Origin of the sequence: Rugosimonospora acidiphila, from assembly GCF_039543385.1 — a bacterium.
Classification (GTDB): domain Bacteria; phylum Actinomycetota; class Actinomycetes; order Mycobacteriales; family Micromonosporaceae; genus Rugosimonospora; species Rugosimonospora acidiphila.
In genome coordinates this window covers 551,074-571,126 of record NZ_BAABJQ010000001.1, presented here as the reverse complement: position 1 = coordinate 571,126, position 20,053 = coordinate 551,074, and the positions used below count along the sequence as shown (strand labels likewise).

Genomic DNA, 20,053 nt, shown 5'->3' with positions numbered 1-20,053 from the left:
AACGGCACTACCGAAGGTCATCCACGTCTGCGGTAACACATCCGACTGCCGCCCACCAGCCGCCAACCGCCCAGCCCGCTCGTTATAGGGACAGAACCAGACAGGGGGCGGCGTGGTACGCGTCATCTTCATCGGCGGCCTCGGCCGCAGCGGCACCACTCTGCTGGAGCGGGTGCTGGGCGAGCTACCGGGCGTCTGCGCGCTCGGCGAGGTGGTCCACCTGTGGCGGCGCGACCTGTGCGACGACGAGCGGTGCGGATGCGGGCGTCGGTTCTCCGGCTGCCGGTTCTGGAGCCGGGTCGGCGAACGGGCCTTCGGCGGGTGGCAGAACATCGACCCGGTACGGGTCATGGCGCTGCGCGACGCCGTCGAGCGCAGCCGGCACATCCCCCGCCTGGCGGGTCGCCGCCTCGCGGATCCGCACGGCGAACTGGTCGCCGAGTACGCCACCTACTACGCCCGGCTGTACCGGGGCGCGGCCCAGGTCAGCGGGGCCGGGGCGGTCGTCGACTCGTCGAAGCACGCCTCGCTGGCCTACTGCCTGCGCTGGTCGGACCAGATCGACCTACGGGTGGTGCACATGGTCCGGGACAGCCGCGGGGTGGCGTACTCCTGGGCCCGGACGCCGGACCGGCCGGCATCGGCGCCCGCCCGTCCCGACCGGTACCAGCCGGGACGGGCGGCGATGCTGTGGAACGCGCACAACGCCGCGTTCGGCCTGCTGCGACGGCGGGGCGTGCCGGTGCACCGGGTGCAGTACGAGCGACTGCTCGCCGACCCGGCCGCGACGGTGCGCCGGATCGCGGAGTTCGCCGAGCTCGGCGATCCCGGTCCGCTGGACTTCCTGGATCACGACGCGGTACGGCTGGGGCCGTGCCACAGCGCCGGTGGCAACCCGATGCGCTTCGCCACCGGTGAACTGCCACTGCTGCGGGACGAGGGGTGGCGGGCGTCCATACCGCCCCGGCAGCGCCGGCTGGTCGGTGCGCTGACCGCGCCCCTGCTCACCATGTACGGCTACGGGAGGCAATGAGATGAAGTGGCCCTCGGTCGGCGTGGTGGTACCCACGAGGGACCGCCCGGACCTCCTGCGCCGCGCGCTCGACGCGATCGACGCGCAGTGCTATCCCGGCGCGCTGCACGTCGTCGTGGTCTACGACCAGGTCGAGCCGGACGCCCGGCTCGACCGGGGCGGCGACCGCCCGGTGACGGTACGCGGGAACGAGCGGCGGGCCGGGCTGGCCGGGGCCCGGAACACCGGCATCCTCGCTCTGGACAGCGACCTGGTCGCGTTCTGCGACGACGAGGACGAGTGGCGCCCGGGCAAGCTGACCGCGCAGGTGGAGGCGATGGCCGCGGCGCCGCGAGCCGACCTGGCCAGCTGCGCGGTCGAGCTGACATCCCAGCATCACCGCAGCCCACAGCTGGTCGGGGCGACCCACATCGGGCTGGAACGGCTGCTCGGCTCGGCGATCGACGCGCTGCGCTCGTCCAGCTTCCTCGTCCGGCGTCCGTCGCTGGTCGGGCCGGACGGCTGCGGGCTGTTCGCCGAGGACGCACCGGGGCGCCGCAACGAGGACTGGGACCTGCTGCTGAGGGCGGCCCGCCGGGCACCGATCGAGCACGTGGACGAGCCGCTGGTACGGGTGCGGTGGTGGCCGCGGGGGCACTACGGGTACGAGTACGCGGACAGGATCTCGTCGCTGCGCTGGATGATGAGCCGGCACCCGGAGGTTCGCGGCTGTGCGCCCGGTGCGGCGAGGCGCCAGGCGCAACCGACCCGCTGGTCGCTGGTCAACGGCAACGGGGCGCCGGCCAGCCGGTACCACTGGGCGGCGCTGCGCAACGACGGGTCCGGTCCGCGTACGGCGCCGGTCGCGCCGCCCACCCACGCGGCGGCCGGCGCGACGACCCCGGCGACCCCGGGCCCGGCCGGCGGGGCCGGGCGGGCCCGGCGCGAGCTGCCCTAGCCTCAACCGTCGCGACCGGCGCGGCGGGCCCATCGTCGTGGGTCCATCGTCGCGGGTCCACGGTCGCGGCGGGCCGGCGGTCGCGGCCGGTGGCCGGGCCGCCGGGTCGAGCGAACCTCTGGTTTTGTCAGTGGGGACGGCTACCGTTGTGCCATGTCCCCGATCGACGAGCGCATTCCCACCGAGCACGTCGAGCCGACCGATGAGCGATTCACCGTCGCACCAGGCGTCGGGCTGCACCTGCGCCGGTGGCCCGGCCAGCGACGGCCCTTCCTGCTGGTGCACGGGTTGTCCTCCAACGCACGGCTGTGGGACGGGGTGGCCCGGATCCTGTCCGCGGCCGGCCACCCGGTGACCGCGGTCGACCTACGTTCGCACGGCGGGAGCGACGCGCCGCCGGACGGCTACGACACGGCCACGGCCGCCGAGGACCTTGCCGCACTGGGCATTCGAGGCGCCGTGGTGGCCGGCCAGTCCTGGGGCGGCAACGTGGTGGTCAGCTTCGCCGCGCGGCACCCGGAGCTGACCGCGGCGCTCGCCCTGGTCGACGGCGGCTGGCTGGCCCCGTCGGCGGAGTTTCCGTCGTGGGAGGCCTGCGAGTCGGCGCTGCGGCCACCCGAGATCGACGGGCTGCCCGCCTCCCGGCTCCGCGAATACCTTCGCGACTCGCACCCCGACTGGTCGGCCGAGGCGCTGGCCGCGACCGAGGCCAACCTCCGGGTCTGGCCGGACGGCTCGCTGAGCCGCAGGCTGTCCGTCGCCCGGCACATGAGCATCGTGCGCAGCATGTGGGACGACCCGCCGCAGCCCTACTACCCCGACATCACGGTGCCGGTGTTGCTGATCCCGGCCCTGCCCGGCAATCCGACGGAGGCGGCCGCACGGCGCTCGCGGGTGGAGGCGGCGGCCGGAGCGCTGCGCGACGCGCGTATCCGCGAATATCCGGCCGCCGACCACGACCTGCACGCCCAGCACCCGACCGAGCTGGCCGAGGACCTGCTCGGGCTGGCCGCCCAGGTCCTGCCGTAATGGTCCGGCTGCTGGTCATCATGGGCAGCGGGGAGACCGCGCCCACCATGGTCAAGCCGCACCGGGCCATCTTCGACCGGCTGGGCGGCGGACCGACCGCGCTGCTCGACACGCCATACGGGTTCCAGGAAAACGCGAGCGACATCTCCACCCGGGCCGTCGGGTACTTCGCCGCCAGCGTCGGCCGGCAGGTGGACGTGGTGTCCTGGCGCACGCCACCGCCACCGGGGCTGGAGCGGGAGCGTGCGCTGGCCGCCCTCGGCGACGCGGCCTGGATCTTCGCCGGGCCGGGCAGCCCGACCTACGCGCTGCGCCAATGGCGCGACTCGCCGATCCCCGACCTGCTCGCCCGCAGGCTGGCCGGCGGCGGGGTGGTCGTGTTCGCCAGCGCGGCGGCGCTGACCCTGGGCTCCCACACCGTGCCGGTCTACGAGATCTACAAGGCCGGTGTGGACCCGTCCTGGGTGCCGGGCCTGGACCTGGTGCGCGAGGCGACCGGGCTGCCCGCCGTGATCATCCCGCACTACGACAACGCCGAGGGCGGCCACCACGACACGAGGTTCTGCTACCTCGGCGAGCGCCGGCTGGCCGCGCTGGAGCGGGAACTGCCCGAGGAGTCCTTCATCCTCGGGGTCGACGAACACACCGCCGTGCTGCTGGACCTGGACTCCCGTACCGCATCGGTGGTGGGCAACGGGACGATGACCATTCGACGCGCCGGGCGCAGCGTGGTGCACCCCAGCGGCACGGTGCTGGAGTTCGACGAGCTGACGGTGGCCGGGGCGGACCCCATGGGAGCGTCGGAAGCGCCAGCGGCCGGGGGCACGGCTGCCGGAGGCACGGTGGCGGCGGGCACGGCAGCCAGAGACGCGGCAGCCAGAGAGGCGGCAGCCGGAGACGCGGGAAGCGGTGTCGAGGACGCGGCCGCCGGGAGCGGGGCCGCGGCGGACGGCGGCACCGCTGGGCGGACCGCCCCGCCAGCTGTGGGTCCGCCGGCCCCGTCGACCGGCTCGCTGCGCGCCGACGTGGACCGGCTCGACGCGCGGTTCGCGGAGGCGCTCGCGGCCCTGAACATCGACGCGTGCGTGGCCACGCTCCTGGACGCGGAGCAGTTGCTGGTCGACTGGTCGGCGGACACGCTCAGCTCGGACGAGGGCGATCATGCCCGCGGCGTCCTGCGCCGGATGGTGGTGCGCCTCGGCGAACTGGCCGCGGCCGGGTCGCGGAGCCTCGCACCGCTGGTCGAGGCGTTACTGGAGGTGCGAAGGCGGGCCCGTGACGGCCGCGATTTCGCCACCTCCGACCGGATCAGGGATCAACTGACGGCGGCCGGCGTCGAGGTCCGGGACACCGCGGACGGCATGCGCTGGGTGCTGCGCGAGCCCGTCGGGCCGGGCTGAAACAGTGCCGGACCGGCAACGCGCGAGGGCGAAGGCGCGCGGCCCAGGGAGGCGCAGCCCAGGGATGGAGCACGAGGGGCCCGGAGTCCCGGGCCCCCCGTTGGGAAGGGACGGACAGGCAATCTTCGCGGCTGGCACCGCGCTGACACCCTGTCCAACGACCGCGCCGGACCCGAGGTTTCGGCAGCCGGCGGAGATCGATCAAGTCCCGCGCGGCGTTCCCGAGGCACGGCGTTCCCGAGGCGCGGCCGGGCAGCCCCAACGGCCCCGAGTGCTGGAGCGCAGGCCCGGGCCGCCGGAACCGGCGGGTCATGCACGATTCGGCAAGGCGCCCGGACCGTCAAGCGCTGGGCCGCCAAACGCTGGGCCGTCAAACGCGAGCGGCCCGCCGGAAACCGGCGGGCCGCTCGCGAAACAGGCTCAGGCGGCGAGCTTGCGCGCCAGGTTGCTGTCCAGCGCGTTCATGAACTCGTCCGACGACAGCCAGGGCGCGTCCGGCGCGATCAGCAGCGCCAGGTCCTTGGTCATCTGGCCGCCCTGGACGGTGTCGATGCAGACCTGCTCGAGCTTGTTGGCGAAGTCGGTGACCGCCGGGGTGCCGTCCAGCGCGCCCCGGTGAGCCAGCCCACGGGTCCACGCGAAGATCGACGCAATCGGGTTGGTCGACGTCTTCTGCCCCTTCTGCCACTGCCGGTAGTGCCGGGTGACGGTGCCGTGCGCCGCCTCCGCCTCCACCGTCTTGCCGTCCGGGGTCATCAGCACGGAGGTCATCAGGCCCAGCGAGCCGAAGCCCTGCGCGATCGTGTCGGACTGCACGTCACCGTCGTAGTTCTTGGCGGCCCACACGAAGCCGCCCTCCCACTTCAGCGCCGCGGCCACCATGTCGTCGATGAGCCGGTGCTCGTAGGTGATGCCGGCCGCCTTGAACTCCTCGGCGAACTCGGCCTCGAACACCTCGGCGAACAGGTCCTTGAACCGGCCGTCGTACGCCTTGAGGATCGTGTTCTTCGTCGACAGGTAGACCGGGTACTTGCGGGCCAGGCCGTACCGGAAGGACGCGCGGGCGAAGTCCCGGATCGAGTCGTCGTAGTTGTACATGCCCATGACGACGCCGCCACCGGTGAAGTTGGCGACCTCCATCTCGACCGGGTCGTTCCCGTTCTGCGGCGTGTAGGTGATCGTCACCGTGCCCGGCCCGGGAACCACGAAGTCGGTGGCCTTGTACTGGTCGCCGTGCGCGTGGCGGCCGATGATGATCGGCTTGGTCCAGCCGGGTACGAGCCGGGGCACGTTGGACATGACGATCGGCTCGCGGAAGATCACGCCGCCGAGGATGTTGCGGATGGTGCCGTTCGGGGAGCGCCACATCTTCTTCAGCCCGAACTCGGCGACCCGCGCCTCGTCCGGCGTGATGGTGGCGCACTTGACGCCGACCCCGTGCCGCTTGATCGCGTTGGCGGCATCGATGGTGACCTGGTCGTCGGTCTGGTCGCGGTACTCGATGCCGAGGTCGTAATACTCCAGTTCGACATCCAGATAGGGCAGGATCAGCTGTTCGCGGATCTGCTTCCAGATGATCCGAGTCATCTCGTCGCCGTCGAGCTCGACGACGGGGTTGGTCACCTTGATCTTCGCCACCGCGGCACTCCCTCCGGAAACCGGCGCTGAAAACAGTACGAGCGTACTGCACCACGCCCCGGCGGTGTCCCGCCGGGGCGTGTGGCGGTTCACTCAGAGATTGGCGACGTCCGCCTGCTTGCCGCGGACGGCGTCGGCGGCCTCCTTGAGGGCGGCGGTCTCGTCGTCCGTCAGCGGAGTCTTGACGATCTTGCGCACGCCGGTCGCGCCCAGCTCGGCCTGGACGCCGAGGTACACGCCGGAGATGCCGTACTCGCCGTCCACCCAGGCACACACCGGCCAGACCTCACCGGAGTCCTGCACCACGGCCACCGCCATCTTCGCGGCCGCCGCCGACGGCGCGTAGTACGCCGAGCCGGTCTTGAGCAGGTTGTTCACCTCGGCCCCGCCGTTGCGGGTGCGGACCACCAGCTCCTCGATCTTCTCGGCCGGCATCACGGAGGACAGCGGCTTGCCGTCCACGGTGCACTGCGAGGGCACCGGGACCATGGTGTCGCCGTGCGAGCCGAGCGTCAGCGTCTTGACCGACTTGACCGGGACGCCCAGCTCCTCGGCCACGAAGTGGGTGAACCGGGCGGTGTCCAGCACGCCGGCCTGGCCCAGCACCCGGTTGTGCGGGAAGCCGGTGGCCAGCTGGGCGAGCGCGGTCATCTCGTCGAGCGGGTTGGACACGACGATGACCACCGCGTTCGGCGCGTACTTGGCCACGTTCTCGGCGACCGCACGCACGATCTTGGCGTTGACCTCGAGCAGGTCCATCCGGCTCATGCCCGGCTTCCGGGGGAAACCGGCGGTGACCACGACGACGTCCGAGCCCTCGATCGCCTCGTACCCCTCGCCGTTGGGCCCCGTGGTGGCACCGACGACCTTGGTCTCAAAGCCCTCGATGGGGCGGGACTGGTTGAGGTCCAGGGCGATGCCCGCCGGCCGGCCCTCGATGATGTCGGTCAGCACGACGGTGTCGAAGACGTCGTACTCGGCCAAGCGCTGCGCGGTAGTGGAGCCGTAGAACCCGGCTCCGACGACGGTGACCTTCTTGCCCATGGATCACGCTCTCCCATTGAGAAGATTGAGATGAGTCGCACCATAACTCGGTGCTGGCCGAATGACCCGTCCGGGGCTGGACGTGTGGCGCGCCCCACCGCGCCCCGCACACGCTTACAGTCAATGCGCACCTCAGACCGCGACCGCCCCGGACTCGCAGTGAGCGAGGCTGACCTTACGGAAGGTAGCCGCCCCGATGGGTTAAGCAGCGATCGGCGCCGATACATAGCGGCCCAAAACACCGTTGCCTCGGATCGGACGGGCGAACCCGGCCGTTTCAAGATAGGTGGCGGTCAATCAGGCGCTCACCGCATCAAACCGACATGTCCGCTACGTACCCAGTAGAGATGTTTATCAGGCACGGCTCAACCCTCGCAAGTGGCATTTGATCTTCCGTTACTGATTCGTGATGGAGACTCCATGAGAGTTCACCGGCTGGCCGCCTGGATCACCCTTCCGGTCGCGGTCACCCTGGCCGTCACCGCCTGCGACACCGGTGGCACATCCCGGACGGCTGACTCCGGCAACGGGATAGCGGTCACCATCGGCATCGCCGAGCCGGAGCACCTGGTCCCCACCGACACCGTCGAGAACAACGGCTTCCAGGTGATCAGCGCGTTGTACACCCCGCTGGTGCGCTTCGACAACACCGGCAAGCCCGTGCTCGACCAGGCCGCCGCGAAGTCGATTACCACCACCGACAACAAGGTGTGGACCGTGCACCTCAAGGACGGCTTCACGTTCCACAATGGACAGAAGGTCACCGCCGACAGCTACATCAAGGCCTGGAACTACGGCGCGTACGGCCCGAACGCCCAGATCGGCACCGACTTCTTCAACCGGATCCAGGGCTACGACGCCATGCAGCTGACCGGCGGCGGGGGCAAGCCGAAGGCCAGCCAGCTGTCCGGGTTGAAAAAGATCGACGACCTGACCATCCAGATCACGCTGTCCGCGCCGTTCCCGGAGTGGGAGAAGGTGCTCGGGTACAACGTCTTCTACCCGCTGCCCGACGCCGCGTTCGCCGCCGACGGGACGCTCGTCCAGGCCTTCGAGGACAACCCGGTCGGCGACGGCCCGTTCGAGATCAAGGGCTCCTGGAACCACAACCAGAGCATCGACGTGGCCGCGTACCCGAACTATCCGTTGACCAGGCCGAAGGTCGACGAGATCGATTTCAAGATCTACCAGGACCTGGACACCATGTACTCCGACCTGCAGGCCGGCGACCTCGATGTCTCGCCGCAGATCCCGTCGGACAAGCTGGCCAGCGCGCACAAAGACCTCGGCGACCGGCTCAAGGAGACCCCGTCGTCGGTCTTCAGCTACATCTCGGTGCCCACCTACGACAAGGCGTACCAGAACGTGAACGTACGCAAGGCGATCTCGATGGCGATCGACCGGCAACAGATCATCGACACGATCTTCCAGGGGTCGTACACGCCCGCCACGTCCTGGGTCTCACCGGTGGTGGAGGGCGCGCGGGACGACACCTGCGGCGACGCCTGCCGGTACGACCCGGCCAAGGCAAAGCAGATGTACACCGACGCGGACGGGCCACACCGGATCTCGCTGTTCTACAACGAGGACGGCGGGCACAAGGAATGGGTCGACGCGGTCTGCAACCAGCTGGACCAGAACCTCGGCGTGCAGTGCACCGGTGCGCCGGTGCTCCAGCTGACTGACCTGCGCCAGCAGGCCCGTGCGCACACGCTGGACGGCCCGCTGCGTGGTGCGTGGGCGTTCGACTACCCGTCGATCGAGGACTACCTGACCCCGATCTACCGGACCGGCGCGGCCTCGAACGACTCGCAGTACAGCAGCTCGGCGTTCGATCAGACGATGGATCAGGCCGACCGCGCGCCGGACGAGGCCACCGCGATCAAGGAGTACCAGCACGCGGAGGATCTCCTCGCCCAGGACATGCCGAGCATCCCCATGTGGTTCAAGCAGAACATCTACGGCTACTCGACGTCGATGAAGAACGTCGACATGGACCTGTACGCCAATGTCGACGTGATGACGCTCCAGCGCAAGTGACCTGAGCGCTCGGAGACATCGATGTTCCGTTTCATAGTGCGTCGCGTGCTACAGATGATCTTGGTGTTCGTCGCCACCACGTTCATCGTGTACGCCCTGATGTTCGCGGCCGCCAACGACCCGGTCCAGGCGCTGGTCGGCGACCGGCCGGTCAGCCCGCAGCTGCGCGCGGCACTGACCGCGCGCTACCACCTGGACGATCCGTTCATCGTGCAGTACCTGCGGTACCTGCGTGAGCTGCTGCACGGTGACCTCGGTACGCAGCTCAGCGGGCGGCCCGTCGCCGGGTTGCTGGCCCAGGCGTGGCCCTACACGCTGCGGCTGTCCGCCCTGGCGCTGCTGGTCATCGTCGTGTTCGGGATCGGTGCCGGCCTGGTGTCGGGGGTGCGCCGGGGCGGCGTCTTCGACCACGCCACCCTGATCCTCACGTTGGTGATCATCGGAATCCCGGCCTTCGTGCTGGGCTTCAACCTCCAGTACCTGTTCGGCGTGAAGTGGCGGGTGCTGCCGGTGACCGTCGGCCCCGACGCCGGGCTGACCGCGTACCTCCTGCCCGCGGTCATCCTGGGCTCGGTCGCGCTGGCCACCGCCGCGCGGCTCACCCGGACGGCGGTCGTGGAGAGCCTCCGCGCGGACTACGTGCGGACCGTGACCGCCATCGGCCTGCCCCGGCGCCGGGTGATCGGCGTGCACGTCCTGCGCAACTCGCTGATCCCGGTGGTCACGTTCCTGGGCGTGACGATCGGCGAGCTGATGGCGGGCTCGGTGGTGACCGAGCGCATCTTCAACATCCCGGGCGTCGGTTACCAGCTGTACCAGGGCATCCACCTGCAGGACGGCCCGACGGTGGCCGGCATCGTCAGCATCCTGGTGGTGGTCTACCTGGTCTGCAACCTGATCGTCGACCTGCTCTACGCGGCGCTGGACCCGAGGATCCGCGATGCGTGAGCCTGGCAGGGCGACCGTGGACGGCACGTCGGGCTTCACCGGCACGCCGGCGTCCGGCGGCACGGGCCCCGGCTGGGCACCCGACGACCATGATGTGGCGGGGCACCGCGGCGGGGATGGCGGGAGGCCCCGTGGGCTGGTCGGGAACGCCTGGCGCGACCTGCGGCACAGCCCGATCTTCTGGGTCGCCGGCACGCTCGTGGTGCTGTTCCTGCTGATGGCGGCCGCACCGCGGATCTTCACCTCGCTCAGCCCCACGGCCTGCCAGCTGTCCCGCTCGCAGAACCCGCCCAGCGCGCGGCACTGGTTCGGCACCGACCTGCAGGGCTGCGACGTCTACGCCCGCACGATCTACGGCGCCCGCGCGTCGATCCTGGTCGGTGTGCTGTCCACCCTGGTCACCGGGGTGCTGGCGCTGACCGTCGGGATGGCGGCGGGGTACTTCGGCGGCTGGATCGACGCCCTGCTGACCCGGATCGTCGACATCGTGCTGGGCATCCCGCTGCTGCTGGCGGCGATCGTGCTCAGCCGCTCGTTCGGCGCCCGCGAGCTCGGCGTGTGGCCCATCGTGGTGGTGCTCGGCTCGCTCGGCTGGACCACCGGTGCACGGGTGGTCCGCTCCTGCGTCATCGCCGCGAAGCGGCAGGACTACGTGCAGTCGGCCCGGATGCTCGGCGCCGGCCACTGGCGGATCATGCTGCGGCACATCCTGCCCAACACCATCGCGCCGTTCATAGTGGTGCTCACCATCGCGCTGGGCGTGTTCATCGCGACCGAGGCCACGCTGTCCTTCCTGGGCGTCGGCCTCCGGCCGCCGATCATCTCCTGGGGTGACGACATCTCCACCGCACAGGGCCGCTTCTACCAGGCGCCCTGGCCGCTGCTGTTCCCGTCCGGCTTCCTGGCGCTGACCGTGGTGGCGTTCAGCATGCTCGGCGAGGCGCTGCGCGAGGCGTTCGATCCGAGGCTGCGGTGACGCCCATCCTTGAGGTGCGCGACCTCTCCGTCGAGTTCCACACCCGGGACGGGGTCGCCAGGGCGGTCGACCGCGTCGGCCTGCGGCTGGAGCCCGGCGAGGTGCTGGCCGTACTCGGCGAGTCCGGCTCCGGCAAGTCGGTGACCGCGCAGGCCATCATGGGGGTGCTGCACACCCCGCCGGCCCGCGTCACCGGCGGCGAGATCCTCTACCAGGGGCGGGACCTGCTGCGCATGTCCGAGCCGCAGCGACGGCGGGTGCGCGGCCGGGAAATAGGCATGATCTTCCAGGACGCGCTGTCCGCGCTCGACCCGGTGTTCTCGGTGGGCTTCCAGCTCTCCGAGGCGCTGCGCCACGGATCCGGCATGTCCCGGTCCGCCGCCCGCGCCCGGACGGCGGAGCTGATGGATCTGGTACGGATCCCGGACGCCCGCCGGCGGCTGCGGGACTACCCGCACCAACTGTCCGGCGGCATGCGCCAGCGCGTCATGATCGCCCTAGCCCTGGCGCAGAACCCGAAGGTGCTCATCGCCGACGAGCCGACCACGGCGCTGGACGTGACGGTACGGGCGCAGATCATGGACCTGCTCGGGGACCTGCGCCGGAGCCTCGGCATGGCGATGATCCTGATAACCCACGACCTCGGCGTGGTGGCCGGCGTGGCCGACCGGATCGTCATCATGTACGCCGGCCGTACCGTCGAGCAGGCCGACGTGTACCAGCTCTACGAGGCGCCCGGGCATCCGTACACGAGGGGTCTGCTCGGGTCGGTGCCCCGGCTGGCCGCCCGGCGCGGGCCGCTGCCGGCCATCGAGGGTGCACCGCCCAGCCCCATGCGCATCCCCCGGGGCTGCGCGTTCCACCCGCGCTGCCCGCACGCCACCGAGGTGTGCCGCTCGACGCCCCCGCCGCGGGTACCGCTGGGCGCCGGACGCTACAGCGACTGCCACTACGCGGCACAGGTCGCGGGCGGGCTGATCTGAACCGGTGCCGGGCCGCACGCGGTGGCGGCCCGGCCCAGGATGCTCAGTGGTAGAAGTGGCGGGTGCCGGTGAGGTAGAGCGTCACGCCGGCCGCCTGCGCCGCCGCGATGACCTCGTCGTCGCGTACCGAGCCGCCCGGCTGCACCACCGCCGTGACCCCGGCCTCGAGCAGCACCTGCAGCCCGTCCGGGAACGGGAAGAACGCGTCCGACGCGGCCACCGAGCCGGCGGCCCGGTCCCCGGCGCGCGAGACCGCCAGCCGGGCCGCGTCCACCCGGTTGACCTGGCCCATGCCGACGCCCACCGAGGCGCCCTGGGCGGCGAGCAGGATCGCGTTCGACTTCACCGACCGGATCGCCCGCCAGGCGAACTCCAGGTCCCGCAGGGTCTCCGCGGACGCCGCCGTACCGGCCGCCAGGCGCCAGGTCGACGGCGCGTCGCCGGGGGCGTCGATCCGGTCGGCGGTCTGGGTCAGCACGCCGCCGGAGATCAGCCGCCACTCCACCGGTTCGGGAGTCCACTGTGGAGCGACGAGGATCCGTACGTTCTTCTTCGCGGCCAGGATGTCCACCGCTCCGTCCTCATAGGACGGTGCGACGACCACCTCGGTGAAGATCTCGGCGATCTGCTTGGCCAGCTCGACGGTGACTGCCTGGTTGACCGCGATGACCCCGCCGAAGGCGGACACCGGATCGCACGCGTGCGCCTTGCGGTGCGCCTCCGCCACGTCCGCGCCGATCGCGATGCCGCACGGGTTGGCGTGCTTGATGATGGCCACGCACGGCTCGGTGAAATCGTGCGCCGAACGCCACGCGGCATCCGCGTCGACGTAGTTGTTGTAGGACATCTCCTTGCCGTGCAGCTGCCGCGCCTGCGCCAGGCCCGCCGGGCGGGACGGGTCGAGGTAGAGGGCCGCCGCCTGGTGCGGGTTCTCGCCGTAGCGCAGCACGTTGCCCTTGCGCAGCGCGATCCCGGCCGCGTCCGGCCACCAGCCGGCGTCCTCACCGGTCTCCTGCACGGAGAGCCAGTTGGCGATCGCCACGTCGTACTCGGCGATGTCGGCGAACGCCCGGGCCGCCAGCGCCCGGCGCTGCGCCAGCGTGGTGCCACCGTCCGCGAGTGCCTTGACCACCAACGGGTACGCGTCGGTTGAGGTGACCACCGCGACGGTGGGGTGGTTCTTGGCGGCCGCCCGTACCATCGCCGGCCCGCCGATGTCGATCTTCTCGACGCAGGCGTCGAAGTCGGCGCCCGACGCGACCGTCTCGGTGAACGGGTACAGGTTGGAGACCAGCAGATCGAACGGCTCGATGCCCTGCTGGCTCAGCGCCTGGGCGTGCGCGTCGAGGCGGAGGTCGGCCAGCAGGCCGGCGTGCACCTTCGGGTGCAGGGTCTTGACCCGGCCGTCGAGCATCTCCGGGAACCCGGTCAGATCCTCCACCTTGGTGACCGGCAGCCCCAGCGAGGCGATCCGGGCGGCCGTCGTGCCGGTCGACACGATCTGCACCCCAGCCTCGTGGAGCGCCCGGGCCAACTCGTCCAGCCCGGACTTGTCCCAGACGCTGATCAGCGCGCGCCGGATCGGGCGTAGCTCGGTCATGGAATGGTGACCCTTCTCCCTGTGACGGTCCAGCCCTCCCGGACCAGTCGTCCTACCACGTCAACGAGCTGGCGCCGCTCGGCGACCTTGATCCGCTCGGTAAGGCTGTCCTCGGTGTCGTCGTCCTGTACCGGCACCGCCACCTGCGCGATGATCGGTCCGGTGTCCACGCCCGCGTCGACGAAGAACAGCGTCGCGCCGGCGATCTTGACGCCGTAGGCGAGCGCGTCGCGGGGGCCGTGGATGCCCGGAAACCCGGGCAGCAGGGCGTTGTGCGTGTTCACGTACCGGCCGGCGAACTCGGCGAGGAAGGCCGGCCCGACCAGCTTGAGGAAGCCGGCCGAGATGACCAGGTCGGGCTCGTACCGGGCGACCGAGGCGGCCACCGCCCGATCCCACTCCTCACGGGTCGGGTAGTCCGCGACCCGGTGCACGAAGGTCGGCACGTCCCGCTTAGCGGCCCGTACCAGCCCCTCGATGTTGTCCCGATCCGCCCCGACAGCGACGATCGCGGCTCCGTATCCGGGATCGGCAGCCGCGTCCAGCAGCGCCTGCAGGTTGGTACCGGATCCCGAGACCAGCACGACGAGCCGTGCGGTCACTCCGCCGCCTCGGCGGGAAGAAGTGCGTCGGCGGTCACTCCGCCACCTCCGCGGAAGAAAGCGCGTCGGCGGTCAGCACATGCCCTGTCACCGGGCGAACTCTACCTGGGCCGGCTCCACCGGCGTCCACCGGCCAATACCCTGGTCGCGGCGGCCGCGATCACCGCTCCGATGGCCACGACCAGGGCACCCACCAGTCCGACCCACCACCCGTCCGGGCCGGTGACCGCGAGCCGGCCGGAGCCCAGCGAGCCGCCCGACGCCCAGGCGGCCAGACCGAGCAGCACGCCGGCGGCCGGCCCGGCCCCGGCGGCCGCGCCCAGCAGCGAGGCCCACGACGGCGCGGGCGCACCCCGCTCCGCCGACCGGCGGATGCGCCGGGCCAGCAGCCAACCGGCCGCCATCCCGCCCGCCATCGGCACCCCCAGCAGCGGCGCGGCGAGTCCCGACACGGCGGTGCTGGGCAGCCCGGCGAGCACCGGGACGGCCGGCAGGGCGCCCAGGCTCACCCTGGCGGCGCTGACCACCGCGCCCGCGCCGACCATGAAGCCCGGGCCGATCAGGTAGGCGGACGACCAGATCGCGAGGTTGGGGGCGAAGACCAGGCAGAGCAGGGTCAGGCCGACCTGGCCGCCGACCCCGGTGTGGTACGCCGCGAACATGTCGCTCGCCTCGCCACCGGCTACCGCGATCGCGACGCCCGCGACGGCCGCGCCGGCCCCGAGCACCAACAGGGCCGCGACGGCACCGGTGCGCACCGCGTCCCGGACCGGCGACGGCAGACCGCTCCACCATCCGGCCGCCAGTCCGCTCTCGCCGACGGCACCGATCGCCGCCGCGATCGCGCCGAACCCGGCGAAGGTCAGTCCGGCCCGCAGCGGGGAGACGGCCAGTCCGCCGTCGTGCGCCGCGGCGGCCGCCACGGCGCCGAGCAGCCCGTACACGATCCCGACGCAGGCGGCGGCCACGAGGCCGTGCCGGACTGGGCCGCGCCTGCGGGCACCGATGGCCCGGGTGGTGTGCACGCCGGCCCGGACCAGGCGCCAGGCGGCCAGCACCGAGACGGCCAGCGGTACCAGGCCGAGGCGCCCGGCCTCGGTGTCCAGCGGTACCCCGTGCGCGAGCAGCCAGCCACCGGTACCGAACCGGAACACCACCGCCGCGGCGGCGCCGCCGCTGACCAGTACGACCAGCGCGACCACCGCGATCACGGCCAGATAGGAGACCGCAGCCGCCCAGACCGTGGTGACCGCGGCCGCCACCAGCACCGGTGCCCGGCGACGGCGGGCCGGCCGGCGCTGCCGTGGCACCGTGGGCCGACGCGCGCCGCCGGGGGCGGTTCCGGCCGCCGCACCCGCGCCGGCGCGGGTCTCGCCGGAGGCGGAGCGGGTGGTCCCGGCTGCGCTGGAGCGGTTAGCCCCGCCCGTGGTGGAGCGGGTGGTCGCGCCGGGCGTCGAGCGGGTTGCCGTGCCGGAGGCGGCGCGGGACGCGCCGTCGGGGTTCGAGCCGGCCGCCTCGCCGGAGGCGGAATCGGGCGCGGTACCGCGCCGGGTCCGCTCGGTGTCCGGACGAGCGGCCGGCCCCGGCGCCGTGGGGCGATCGTCGGGTCCGTCCGTGGTGGGGGTGCCTGCCATCGCCCCTGACTCTCTCAAACGTGAGACGGCCGGTCACGCGACCGGCCGTCACACGTTGCTTTTGCCTTGGAGAGCCCGCGGCCCGAGCCGCCCGGAGGATTGCGGTCCCACCGGGCGGATCGCCCGCTGACGACGAGGTCAGAGGGACTGAATGACCTCGCGCATGAGCCTGGCGGTCTCGCTCGGCGTCTTGCCGACCTTCACGCCGGCCGCCTCCAGCGCCACCTTCTTGGCGTCGGCGGTACCGGAGGAGCCGGAGATGATCGCGCCGGCGTGCCCCATCGTCTTCCCGGGGGGCGCGGTGAAGCCGGCGATGTAGCCGACCACCGGCTTGGTGACGTTGGCCTTGATGAACTCCGCGGCCCGCTCCTCGGCGTCGCCACCGATCTCACCGATCATCACAATCGCCGCGGTCTCCGGGTCGTCCTGGAACGCCGCGAGCGCGTCGATGTGGGTGGTGCCGATGACCGGGTCGCCGCCGATGCCCACGCAGGTGGAGAAGCCGATGTCCCGCAGCTCGTACATCATCTGGTAGGTCAGCGTGCCGGACTTGCTCACCAGGCCGATGCGGCCCGGGCCGGTGATGTCGGCCGGGATGATGCCCGCGTTCGACGCACCCGGCGAGGCGACGCCCGGGCAGTTCGGCCCGATGATCCGGGTCTTGTTGCCGTTCGCGACGTTGTACGCCCACGCGGCCGTCGCGTCGTGCACCGGGATGCCCTCGGTGATCACGACAGCGAGCGGGATCTGCGCGTCGATGGCCTCGATCATCGCGGCCTTGGCACCCGCCGGCGGTACGAAGATCACCGAAACGTCGGCGCCGGTCTCCTTCATCGCCTCGGCCACCCCGGCGAACACCGGCACCTGAATGCCGTCGAAGTCGACGGTGGTGCCGGCCTTGCGCGGGTTGGTGCCGCCGACGACGTTCGTCCCGGCCCGCAGCATGCGGCGGGTGTGCTTGGAGCCCTCGGACCCCGTCACCCCCTGAACGATGACCTTCGAATCCTTGGTCAGCCAGATCGCCATGTCATGCTCCTGCCGCGGCGAGTTCGGCGGCGCGCTGGGCGGCGCCGTCCATCGTGTCTACCCGTTCCACCAGCGGATTACCCGCGCTGTCCAGGATCCGCCGGCCCTCCTCGGCGTTGTTGCCGTCCAGGCGGACGACCAGCGGCTTGGTGACGGTCTCACCGCGCTCGCCGAGCAGCTTCAGCGCCTGAAGGATGCCGTTGGCGACCGCGTCGCAGGCGGTGATGCCGCCGAAGACGTTGACGAAGACGCTGCGCACCGCGGGGTCCGACAGGACGATCTCCAGGCCGTTGGCCATCACCTCGGCGCTCGCGCCACCGCCGATGTCGAGGAAGTTCGCCGGCCGTACCTTGCCGTGCGCCTCGCCCGCGTAGGCCACCACGTCCAGCGTGGACATGACCAGACCCGCGCCGTTACCGATGATGCCGACCTCGCCGTCCAGCTTGACGTAGTTGAGGTCGCGCTCCTTGGCCCGCTGCTCCAGCGGGTCCACCGAGGAGGCGTCCTCCAGCGCGTCGTGGTCCGGGTGACGGAAACCAGCGTTGCCATCGAAAGTGATCTTTGCGTCGAGCAGCAGCACCCGGCCGTCCGCGACCTTGGCGAGCGGGTTCACCTCGACCAGCGTGGCGTCCTCGGAAACGAAGGTCTGCCACAGCTTCTGTGCGATCTCGACGATCTGGTCGGCGACATCGGCCGGGAATCCGGCCCGCGTCACGATGTCACGCGCGGTCGCCTCATCCACGCCGACGTTCGCGTCGATCGGCTGCTGGACGACCTTTTCCGGAGCCTCGTGCGCCACCTGCTCGATTTCCATGCCGCCGGCGACGCTGGCGATACAGAGGAAGGTGCGGTTCGCCCGGTCCAACAGGTAAGAGAAGTAGTACTCCTCGACGATGTCGGCGGTATTGGTGACCATCACCTTGTGAACGGTGTGGCCCTTGATGTCCATGCCGAGGATGTCCCGGGCTCGGGCCTCGGCCTCGTCTACGCCCTCGGCGAGCTTGACACCGCCCGCCTTGCCCCGGCCGCCGACCTTGACCTGGGCCTTGACGACCACTCGCCCGCCCAGCCGGTCGGCGATGGCGCGGGCTTCCTCAGGGGTGGTGGCGACGCCGCCGTCCAGCACCGGCAGTGCATGCCGGGCGAACAGCTCGCGCCCCTGGTATTCGTACAGGTCCACGTTGCGCGTCCCGTTCCGATCGCGCCCGTCTTCCACTAAGCCGGGCCTACGGCCCGAAGCCTAACCGCCGCTTACGCGCATCAAGCGGGACGGGTACGCCGTGTGCCCTAGGGCACAAATAATTCGCACCGCCCGCGTAACCCGCCCAACGGGGCCTCGTTGAGAAGAATGTCGACGCCGGGAACGGGGTCGACACCAAAAACGGCCGATGCCCTGTCGGTCGAGGGGTGGCGGCGGGGCGTCGTGCATAGAGCGGCCGGACGTGTGAGGGGTGCGTCCGGCCGCTCCCTTTTCCATTTCTGGAAATATCGCACGGCGAAAGTCGCACTTCGCGTCCGGCGCCCGCCCGCCCGGCGGTCGCGTCAGGAGACCGGCGTCGCCACGTGCTCCCGCACCCAGTCCACAATGGACTGCGTGGTCGCGCCCGGTGTGAAGATCTTGGCCACGCCCATGCGCTCCAACTCCGGGATGTCCGCGTCGGGGATGATGCCTCCGCCGAACACGACGATGTCGGCGGCGTCCCGCTCGGCGAGCAGCTCGAAGACCCGCTTGAACAGGGTCATGTGCGCCCCGGACAGGATGGACAGGCCAACCGCGTCCGCGTCCTCCTGGATCGCCGTCTCCACTATCTGCTCCGGAGTCTGGTGCAGGCCCGTGTAGATGACCTCCATGCCGGCGTCGCGCAGCGCCCGCGCGACGACCTTCGCCCCCCGGTCGTGGCCGTCCAGCCCGGGCTTGGCGACCACCACCCGGATCCGAGAACTCATCGCGGCACCCACCCTTCCCATCAGCCGACCGGAACCCTGCCGGCCGCCCGGACCGGCCAGGGGCCGGCTCGAGCCACCGTTGCCGGGGCAGCGCCACCACAGTCCGCCGGAGCGACCTGAACGAACCCTAACCCGGGACAGACAGGTGCACTATCGGCACCCGAATTACTTTACCGTAAGTGTGCTACTGAACACTTATTGTGTTTCCGGGATAACGAACGTCACAGGCGAAGGTAACGAATTCCGCACATCCATACGACTTGGCGTCCGGCACTAGGGCCAAGTTGCGCGAGTGGCTTGTGTGGCTGGTAACAAATTCGCTACGGTGACCCCTGTTGTCGTCCGAGCGACATCTGGATGACGACGCGGAGCGCGATCACCGATCGGCCTCGACCGGAGATCCGAGCCGTGTAATGACACTGATTCGGAGGGTGTGCGTGTCTTCTCGGGAAGATCGCGGTCGCTATCGTGGCCACCGTCGAGCACCGACTCCACCCCGGGCGCGATACGCGGCGGTGGCGACGACGGCGCTCGTGGGTGCCGGAATGGTCGCGCTCGCCACGGCCTCGTCCATGCCGGACGTCAAGGCCGACCCGGCGGCACTGAACGCGACGAACATCTCCAGCTCCTCGGTCGGGATCAACGCGGCGAGCCGCCAGACCAACGCCGACCGGGTGAACAGGTCGGCCGACCGCTCGGGCGCTCTGGCCTCCGTAGACGAGTCGATCCCGAACCTGTGGATGCTCCCGATCAAGAACTACACCGTCGCGCCGTCGACGAGCGCCAAGTCGGGTGTTGACCTGACGGCGGCGGAGGGCACCTCCTTCTACGCGGCGCACGACGGCACGGTGAAGCTGGCCCGCTGGTGCGGCGGCTTCGGCTACTGCGTCGAGGTGGACGCGGGCAACGGCACCACGATCCTCTACGCGCACGCCTCGCAGCTGATGGTGCGCGAGGGTCAGACCGTGCACGCGGGCGACCAACTCGGCCTGACCGGCAACACGGGGTACTCGTTCGACCCCCACCTGCACTTCGAGATCCGTCAGAACGGCAAGATGATCGACGCTATCTCGTTCCTTACCGCGCAGGGCGTCGACATCCCGCAGCACAACGAGGCCATCGACGGCTGAGCCCGGCGCGGCCGACGGGTTCGGCCGCCCGAGCCGGCTCCGGCTCGCGCCCGACCGGCGGCCCAGGCCCAGGCCCAGGCGACGAT

At 71.0% G+C, this 20,053-nt stretch carries 17 protein-coding genes; 9 read left to right on the top strand and 8 right to left on the bottom strand.

Features of this window, described 5'->3' with window-relative positions; all coding sequences use genetic code 11:
- Positions 1 to 112: 112 nt before the first annotated feature.
- The 4 genes from ABEA87_RS02820 (at position 113) to ABEA87_RS02805 (ending at position 4,399) form a co-directional block, all read left to right on the top strand.
- Positions 113 to 1,033 carry a sulfotransferase family protein gene (locus ABEA87_RS02820; RefSeq protein ID WP_345625678.1) on the top strand — a complete coding sequence of 307 codons (921 nt, stop codon included), beginning with the start codon at positions 113 to 115 and terminating at the stop codon, positions 1,031 to 1,033.
- 1 nt (position 1,034) lies between these two features.
- Positions 1,035 to 1,970 carry a glycosyltransferase family 2 protein gene (locus ABEA87_RS02815; protein WP_345625676.1) on the top strand — a complete coding sequence of 312 codons (936 nt, stop codon included), beginning with the start codon at positions 1,035 to 1,037 and terminating at the stop codon, positions 1,968 to 1,970.
- Between the two features lie 153 nt (positions 1,971 to 2,123).
- Positions 2,124 to 2,999 (top strand): alpha/beta fold hydrolase, encoded by an 876-nt coding sequence (locus ABEA87_RS02810; RefSeq protein ID WP_345625675.1) that lies wholly within the window; start codon positions 2,124 to 2,126, stop codon positions 2,997 to 2,999.
- Complete coding sequence (locus ABEA87_RS02805; RefSeq protein ID WP_345625673.1) at positions 2,999 to 4,399, top strand: CysS/YqeB C-terminal domain-containing protein; 1,401 nt, start codon at positions 2,999 to 3,001, stop codon at positions 4,397 to 4,399. Before ABEA87_RS02810 ends, ABEA87_RS02805 begins: the two co-directional genes overlap by 1 nt.
- Positions 4,400 to 4,819: 420 nt before the next feature.
- On the opposite strand, the gene ABEA87_RS02800 is transcribed toward ABEA87_RS02805, so the two are convergent.
- Together ABEA87_RS02800 and mdh are read right to left on the bottom strand one after the other, a co-directional pair.
- The gene (locus ABEA87_RS02800) at positions 4,820 to 6,037 is read right to left on the bottom strand and encodes an NADP-dependent isocitrate dehydrogenase (RefSeq protein ID WP_345625671.1); all 1,218 of its coding nucleotides are present in this window, start codon (positions 6,035 to 6,037) and stop codon (positions 4,820 to 4,822) included.
- A gap of 93 nt (positions 6,038 to 6,130) precedes the next feature.
- The gene (gene mdh / locus ABEA87_RS02795) at positions 6,131 to 7,081 is read right to left on the bottom strand and encodes a malate dehydrogenase (RefSeq protein WP_345625669.1); all 951 of its coding nucleotides are present in this window, start codon (positions 7,079 to 7,081) and stop codon (positions 6,131 to 6,133) included.
- A gap of 420 nt (positions 7,082 to 7,501) precedes the next feature.
- On the opposite strand from mdh, the gene ABEA87_RS02790 reads away from it, so the two are divergent.
- From ABEA87_RS02790 to ABEA87_RS02775, 4 genes are read left to right on the top strand one after another with little or no spacing between them, the layout of a single operon-like run.
- The gene (locus ABEA87_RS02790; protein ID WP_345625667.1) at positions 7,502 to 9,121 is read left to right on the top strand and encodes a peptide ABC transporter substrate-binding protein; all 1,620 of its coding nucleotides are present in this window, start codon (positions 7,502 to 7,504) and stop codon (positions 9,119 to 9,121) included.
- Between the two features lie 21 nt (positions 9,122 to 9,142).
- Complete coding sequence (locus ABEA87_RS02785; protein WP_345625665.1) at positions 9,143 to 10,069, top strand: ABC transporter permease; 927 nt, start codon at positions 9,143 to 9,145, stop codon at positions 10,067 to 10,069.
- Positions 10,062 to 11,045: an ABC transporter permease gene (locus tag ABEA87_RS02780; protein WP_345625663.1), complete on the top strand. Its 984-nt coding sequence runs from the start codon at positions 10,062 to 10,064 to the stop codon at positions 11,043 to 11,045. Before ABEA87_RS02785 ends, ABEA87_RS02780 begins: the two co-directional genes overlap by 8 nt.
- Positions 11,042 to 12,028 carry an ABC transporter ATP-binding protein gene (locus ABEA87_RS02775; RefSeq protein ID WP_345625661.1) on the top strand — a complete coding sequence of 329 codons (987 nt, stop codon included), beginning with the start codon at positions 11,042 to 11,044 and terminating at the stop codon, positions 12,026 to 12,028. Before ABEA87_RS02780 ends, ABEA87_RS02775 begins: the two co-directional genes overlap by 4 nt.
- Before the next feature lie 43 nt (positions 12,029 to 12,071).
- Here ABEA87_RS02775 and purH read toward each other — a convergent pair whose 3' ends face one another.
- From purH to ABEA87_RS02745, 6 genes are all read right to left on the bottom strand, one after another.
- Complete coding sequence (purH, locus tag ABEA87_RS02770) at positions 12,072 to 13,628, bottom strand: bifunctional phosphoribosylaminoimidazolecarboxamide formyltransferase/IMP cyclohydrolase (protein ID WP_345625660.1); 1,557 nt, start codon at positions 13,626 to 13,628, stop codon at positions 12,072 to 12,074.
- Positions 13,625 to 14,230: a phosphoribosylglycinamide formyltransferase gene (gene purN, locus ABEA87_RS02765; RefSeq protein ID WP_345625659.1), complete on the bottom strand. Its 606-nt coding sequence runs from the start codon at positions 14,228 to 14,230 to the stop codon at positions 13,625 to 13,627. Before purN ends, purH begins: the two co-directional genes overlap by 4 nt.
- 101 nt (positions 14,231 to 14,331) lie before the next feature.
- The gene (locus ABEA87_RS02760; protein WP_345625657.1) at positions 14,332 to 15,864 is read right to left on the bottom strand and encodes a cell division protein PerM; all 1,533 of its coding nucleotides are present in this window, start codon (positions 15,862 to 15,864) and stop codon (positions 14,332 to 14,334) included.
- A gap of 138 nt (positions 15,865 to 16,002) precedes the next feature.
- The gene (sucD, locus tag ABEA87_RS02755) at positions 16,003 to 16,890 is read right to left on the bottom strand and encodes a succinate--CoA ligase subunit alpha (RefSeq protein ID WP_345625656.1); all 888 of its coding nucleotides are present in this window, start codon (positions 16,888 to 16,890) and stop codon (positions 16,003 to 16,005) included.
- A 1-nt stretch (position 16,891) separates the two neighbouring features.
- Entirely contained in the window at positions 16,892 to 18,070 is a 1,179-nt protein-coding gene (gene sucC / locus ABEA87_RS02750; RefSeq protein ID WP_345625655.1) for an ADP-forming succinate--CoA ligase subunit beta, read from the bottom strand.
- A gap of 362 nt (positions 18,071 to 18,432) precedes the next feature.
- Positions 18,433 to 18,837, bottom strand: a complete 405-nt coding sequence (locus ABEA87_RS02745) for a cobalamin B12-binding domain-containing protein (protein ID WP_345625653.1) — start codon at positions 18,835 to 18,837, stop codon at positions 18,433 to 18,435.
- 545 nt (positions 18,838 to 19,382) lie between these two features.
- On the opposite strand from ABEA87_RS02745, the gene ABEA87_RS02740 reads away from it, so the two are divergent.
- Positions 19,383 to 19,967, top strand: coding sequence for a M23 family metallopeptidase (locus tag ABEA87_RS02740; RefSeq protein WP_345625652.1), 585 nt, complete (start codon positions 19,383 to 19,385; stop codon positions 19,965 to 19,967).
- Positions 19,968 to 20,053 lie beyond the last annotated feature (86 nt).

Excerpts from the sequence above, each read along its gene's own strand:
- ABEA87_RS02815 (WP_345625676.1), top strand. The coding sequence starts at position 1,035 with ATGAAGTGGCCCTCGGTCGGCGTGGTGGTACCCACGAGGGACCGCCCG.
- ABEA87_RS02810 (WP_345625675.1), top strand. The coding sequence starts at position 2,124 with ATGTCCCCGATCGACGAGCGCATTCCCACCGAGCACGTCGAGCCGACC.
- ABEA87_RS02805 (WP_345625673.1), top strand. The coding sequence starts at position 2,999 with ATGGTCCGGCTGCTGGTCATCATGGGCAGCGGGGAGACCGCGCCCACC.
- mdh (WP_345625669.1), bottom strand. The coding sequence starts at position 7,081 with ATGGGCAAGAAGGTCACCGTCGTCGGAGCCGGGTTCTACGGCTCCACT.
- ABEA87_RS02790 (WP_345625667.1), top strand. The coding sequence starts at position 7,502 with ATGAGAGTTCACCGGCTGGCCGCCTGGATCACCCTTCCGGTCGCGGTC.
- ABEA87_RS02785 (WP_345625665.1), top strand. The coding sequence starts at position 9,143 with ATGTTCCGTTTCATAGTGCGTCGCGTGCTACAGATGATCTTGGTGTTC.
- ABEA87_RS02780 (WP_345625663.1), top strand. The coding sequence starts at position 10,062 with ATGCGTGAGCCTGGCAGGGCGACCGTGGACGGCACGTCGGGCTTCACC.
- purH (WP_345625660.1), bottom strand. The coding sequence starts at position 13,628 with ATGACCGAGCTACGCCCGATCCGGCGCGCGCTGATCAGCGTCTGGGAC.
- ABEA87_RS02760 (WP_345625657.1), bottom strand. The coding sequence starts at position 15,864 with ATGGCAGGCACCCCCACCACGGACGGACCCGACGATCGCCCCACGGCG.
- sucD (WP_345625656.1), bottom strand. The coding sequence starts at position 16,890 with ATGGCGATCTGGCTGACCAAGGATTCGAAGGTCATCGTTCAGGGGGTG.
- ABEA87_RS02745 (WP_345625653.1), bottom strand. The coding sequence starts at position 18,837 with ATGAGTTCTCGGATCCGGGTGGTGGTCGCCAAGCCCGGGCTGGACGGC.
- ABEA87_RS02740 (WP_345625652.1), top strand. The coding sequence starts at position 19,383 with ATGGTCGCGCTCGCCACGGCCTCGTCCATGCCGGACGTCAAGGCCGAC.